Source organism: Streptomyces sp. NPDC058632 (assembly GCF_042717095.1).
Lineage (GTDB): Bacteria > Actinomycetota > Actinomycetes > Streptomycetales > Streptomycetaceae > Streptomyces.
The window spans coordinates 1-4501 of record NZ_JBHXQZ010000183.1 but is presented as its reverse complement, the minus strand read 5'-3'; the positions used below and the strand labels follow the sequence as shown (position 1 = coordinate 4501).

The window sequence follows — 4501 nt, the reverse complement described above, 5'->3', positions numbered from 1 at the left end:
TCCCTCGGGAAGCGGGCCCCGCCGTACGCGTACGAGAAGCAGGTTCCAGGCCGCCGGCTCAGGTGGCCGGCTCAGGCCGCGGGCTGAGCCAGCCACTCCGGCAGCGAGTCGAAGTCCTCCCGCCCCAGCGCCAGCAGCATCGCGTCCGCCGGCGTCGGCTCGAACGGCTGCCGCAGCAGCGGCATCCCCGCCTGCTCCGGAGTCCGGTTCGCCTTGCGGTGGTTGTCCTCCGCGCACGAGGCCACCGTGTTCAGCCAGGTGTCCTGACCACCCTGCGACCGCGGCACCACGTGGTCCACTGTGGTGGCCCGGCGCCCGCAGTACGCGCACCGGTTCCGGTCGCGCACCAGGACACCCCGCCTCGACCACGGCGCCCGTCTTCGGAACGGCACCCTGACGTATTGGCAGAGCCTGATCACCCGCGGCACCGGTATGTCGACCGCGGCTCCACGCATCCGCAGTTCGGGGTGGGCCTGCTCGACGACCGCCTTGTCCTGAAGCACCAGAACGACTGCCCGGTTCAGCGTCACCGTCGACAACGGCTCGAAGCTCGCGTTCAGTACCAGCGTGTCCCGCATACCAGCCCACCTCCCGTGCACACCGGCCCACCCTTCGGCGGACTGGGATCAACTCTGGCCGGGCACGCCGAGATGGACAACGCAATATCTGCTGCTTCAACGAGAGGTGTCCCCCCCCCGCCCCCGGCAACAAAAATGCCCGCCCCTGATCAATTCCAAGACCAGGGGCGGGCAAACGTTGTGTGAACGCGGGGATCGGGTCAGGAGGCGGCGGGCACCTCGTACTCACCGATCAGCTGGGCCCGCGCGAGCGTGTGGAATCGCAGGTTGAAGCCCACGACCGCGGGAGACGCGTCCGAGTCCGGACCGAGCTTCTCCTGATCCACCGCGTACACCGTGAACACATACCGGTGCGGTCCGTCCCCGGGCGGCGGCGCCGCACCGCCGAAGTCCTTGGTGCCGTAGTCGTTGCGCGCCTGAATCGCGCCCTCGGGCAGACCCTCGAACCCGCCGCTGCCCGCACCGGTCGGCAGTTCGGTCACCGAGACCGGGATGTCGAACGCCACCCAGTGCCAGAACCCGCTCCCCGTCGGGGCGTCCGGGTCGTAGCAGGTCACCGCGAAGCTCCTGGTCTCCGGCGGGAAGCCCGCCCAGTGCAACTGCGGCGAGGTGTTACCGCCTGCCCGCACCTGGGCTTCCCGGAGCGTCGCGCCCTCCTCCACCTCCTTGCTCGTCACCGTGAACGACGGTACGGGCGGGTGGAAGTCATGGGGGAGCGGACGCCGCTCGAGCTCGGTCACCTCGGTACCTCCTGCTGATCGCTTACGTTCAGTGGGAACCGAGCCTAGAACCAGTTGCGCTTGCTGCCGACCTCGGACAGCCACTGGTTGAGGTAGGCGGTCCAGTCGGTGCCCTGGTAGTCGTTCAGCCCCACCTTGAAGGACCGGAAGGTGTCGCTGCCCTCACTGAACAGACCGGGCTTCTTGTCCATCTCCAGGACGACGTCCATCGCCTGCTCGTCGGCCACGAAGGTCAGCTCGACCTGCTGCAGCCCGTGGTACTGCTGCGGCGGGAGGAACTCGATCTCCTGGTAGAACGGCAGCCGCTGACGCGTCCCCCGGACCTGGCCGCGTTCCATGTCCGCGCTCTTGAACCGGAAGCCCAGCTGGATGAACGCGTCCAGGATCGCCTTCTGCGCCGGCAGCGGGTGCACATTGATCGGGTCCAGGTCACCGGAGTCCACGGCCCGGGCGATCGCCAGCTCCGTGGTCACACCGATGTTCATCCCGCGCAGCGACTGCCCGTCGATCATGGTGATCGGCGTCTCCCAGGGGATCTCCAGCCCGAACGGCACCGCGTGCACCACGCCGGCCTCGAGCTCGAAGGCGCCACCGAGCGATGACTTGGCGAACTCGACGTTCTGCTTGTACTCCTCGTCGCCGCTCTCGACCTCCACCTTGGCCTGCAGTCCGACCGACAGCCCTTCGATCTGCTGGTTCACGGACCCGCCCTGGATCCGCACCTCACCCTGGACGACCCCACCCGGAACGACGTTGGCCTCGTGCAGCACCGTCTCGACCGAAGCCCCGCCGGCTCCCAGACTCGCGAGCAGCTTCTTGAACGCCATGTCTCTCCCCTTGTCGTTCTCTATCGCGCCGTTGCCACATGTGGACCTTCGATCCCTAACAACGCGATCCGGCCCTGGCCGGTTCCGTCACCCTTGCAAGCGCGGCGCCCTGTGACCACCCCGTGGCTGCATCAGCCTGGAGTACTCTCGGACGCCATGATCGCGACCCCCGACCGTACGCCCCTGCCCAGGCAGTTCTTCGACCGCCCCGTCCTCGAGGTCGCCCCCGACCTCCTCGGCCGGCTCGTCGTGCGTACCACCCCGGACGGTCCGATCACCCTCCGGCTGACGGAGGTCGAGGCCTATGACGGCCCCGACGATCCGGGCTCCCACGCCTATCGGGGCCGCACCGCCCGCAACGGCGTGATGTTCGGTCCGCCCGGCCATGTGTACGTCTACTTCACCCATGGCATGTCAAGGCGGTCAGCATGAACTTTGGGGATCTTGCTCGTACCGCTGAAGAAGTTGCCCCCGAGCTGCTCGGTGCCATCCTCACCCACGAGAGCCCCGAGGGAACCGTGAGCATCACCATCACGGAGACCGAGGCATACTCCGGTGCGGCCGACCCCGCCTCCCACGCCTACCGAGGCAGGACACCCCGCAACGCCGTCATGTTCGGACCGGCAGGACACCTGTACGTCTACCGGTCTCACGGTCTCCACTGGTGCGCCAACATCGTCACCGGGACAGACGGCATCGCTTCAGCTGTTCTCATCCGGGCAGGCAGGGTCATCGAAGGGGAGGACCTGGCACGCAAGCGGCGAGGGGGCATGGTCGAAAGCCCACGTCTCGCGCGGGGGCCGGGGAACTTCTGCCAAGCGCTCGGCATCACGGCAGAGCACAACGGCACACATCTACCGACAGGCGCCTCGGTCACGCTGTCCGAGGGCGAGCCGGTACCCGCCGCACTCATCCGGGTTGGTCCTCGGGTAGGCGTGAGCAAAGCCCACGACTGGCAGCACCGCTTCTACCTCGCCGGTGATCCAACGGTCTCGGCGTACCGACTGAGCCCGAGAGCCAAGCCGTCCGCCGGAGCCTGAGCCGCTGTGCGCCTTGCTCGCCGGCGAGTCGGCGCGCAAGTCGGGCCCGAAGATGCGTGATCGCTCGCGAGTATGGCGCGTGACGCGTTTCTGGCCGGTCGGGTGACTGCCGACGTGTGCCGACTCGGGCCGGAGGGGGGATAACCCCGCGTCACGACGGCCCGACACTTGGAGCAGCGGACCACGCCGGACAACAGAGCCTTGCGCTTCCCTCCGCCGCCCGAGTTGCGCTCAGGGTCGCTCAGGTAGCGCGCCAGGGCGGAACATGCCCTCGGAGACGATCGGCTCCCAGTTGCCTGTGCCGGTCTCCTCGGTCACCCGCACGCGTCTCCCATCCGGCTTCCCGACCCACGGGGAGTACGTCTGGACGCCCGCGTTCCTCGGCTTCAGGAGGACGCCCCGGAGGTTCGAGCTACGCCACTCCTTGCCGTGCGGCCTTGGACTCCTCGCCACTGGGGGTCGGGCTGAGCCTGGCGTGGGCAATCGCTCGCACCGCCTGTCTCTCCTGCTCGTCGTCGCCTTGCTGATGATGCAGCGACGTACATGCTCAGTGCGTCACCTACACACATGTGGTTCTGCATGAACCTGGTGTGCGGGCCCCAGGGCAAGGCGAGCGGGGTCCTGCTGCGGGCCGGGCGAGATCGTCGAGGGCGCCGACCTCGCCCGGCCCTGCCGACTCTCGGCCCGCCGAGACAAGGAACTGGCCAAAGGGCCGGCCCACCTGGCAACGGCCCTGGACGTGAACCGTTCCCTGGACGGTACGGACGCCTGCGCCTCGGGTGACACCCCGCTGCGGGTCCTCACCGGCACCTCGGTGCCGTCCCACCAGGTACGCGACGGCCCGCGCACCGGAGTCTCCGGTGACGGAGCCGCGCACCCCTGGCGCTTCTGGATCGTCGACGACCCGACGGTGAGCCCGTACCGGGCCACGTCCCGAAGCGCCGGCGAAGTTGACTCTAGCTGTGGAGGTGCGTAATGTGGCCCGAGCCGCTGAACCGGGTACGGCGTTCGCCTGCAGCCGAAAGCGGCCAAAACACTACTCACGATCACCCCTCGGCGGGGTCGAGTTCGTCATGCTCGCATGCTCGAATTTCGGACCGGTGAAGCCCGATTATGAATCGAGCGAGGGAATCGGCTAACGTAGTGAATGTCGAAAGGCCGACGGGTGAAAGCCCAAAGCCTGATGACATTCCCGCCGACCGGGAAACAGACCCGAAAGAGTCTGGTAGAGTCGGAGACGCAAGACCGAAGGGAAGCGCCCGGAGGAAAGCCCGAGAGGGTGAGTACAAAGGAAGCGTCCGTTCCTTGAGAACTCA

The 4501-nt window shown here is 67.8% G+C and carries 5 protein-coding genes and 2 pseudogenes; 3 read left to right on the top strand and 4 right to left on the bottom strand.

What is annotated here, in order from left to right:
- Positions 1–71: 71 nt before the first annotated feature.
- The 3 genes from ACFWVE_RS34760 to ACFWVE_RS34750 all read right to left on the bottom strand — a co-directional run bounded on the left by ACFWVE_RS34760 (position 72) and on the right by ACFWVE_RS34750 (position 2145).
- The gene (locus tag ACFWVE_RS34760; protein ID WP_384023187.1) at positions 72–578 is read right to left on the bottom strand and encodes an HNH endonuclease; all 507 of its coding nucleotides are present in this window, start codon (positions 576–578) and stop codon (positions 72–74) included.
- Between the two features lie 200 nt (positions 579–778).
- Entirely contained in the window at positions 779–1318 is a 540-nt protein-coding gene (locus ACFWVE_RS34755; protein ID WP_384023184.1) for a YbhB/YbcL family Raf kinase inhibitor-like protein, read from the bottom strand.
- A gap of 44 nt (positions 1319–1362) precedes the next feature.
- Positions 1363–2145 (bottom strand): sporulation protein, encoded by a 783-nt coding sequence (locus ACFWVE_RS34750; protein ID WP_384023181.1) that lies wholly within the window; start codon positions 2143–2145, stop codon positions 1363–1365.
- Between the two features lie 156 nt (positions 2146–2301).
- Here ACFWVE_RS34750 and ACFWVE_RS34745 point away from each other — a divergent pair.
- Together ACFWVE_RS34745 and ACFWVE_RS34740 are read left to right on the top strand one after the other, a co-directional pair.
- Positions 2302–2561, top strand: a pseudogene (locus tag ACFWVE_RS34745) (DNA-3-methyladenine glycosylase); the annotation flags it as partial.
- A 12-nt stretch (positions 2562–2573) separates the two neighbouring features.
- A complete protein-coding gene (locus tag ACFWVE_RS34740) occupies positions 2574–3185 on the top strand; it encodes a DNA-3-methyladenine glycosylase (RefSeq protein ID WP_384023190.1) in 612 nt (203 codons plus the stop codon).
- A 231-nt stretch (positions 3186–3416) separates the two neighbouring features.
- On the opposite strand, the gene ACFWVE_RS34735 is transcribed toward ACFWVE_RS34740, so the two are convergent.
- On the bottom strand, positions 3417–3638 hold the full coding sequence (locus tag ACFWVE_RS34735) for a recombinase family protein (RefSeq protein WP_384023178.1): 222 nt from the start codon (positions 3636–3638) through the stop codon (positions 3417–3419).
- Positions 3639–3752: 114 nt separating this feature from the next.
- On the opposite strand from ACFWVE_RS34735, the pseudogene ACFWVE_RS34730 reads away from it, so the two are divergent.
- Positions 3753–4139: pseudogene (locus tag ACFWVE_RS34730) on the top strand (DNA-3-methyladenine glycosylase); the annotation flags it as partial.
- Between the last annotated feature and the right edge of the window lie 362 nt (positions 4140–4501).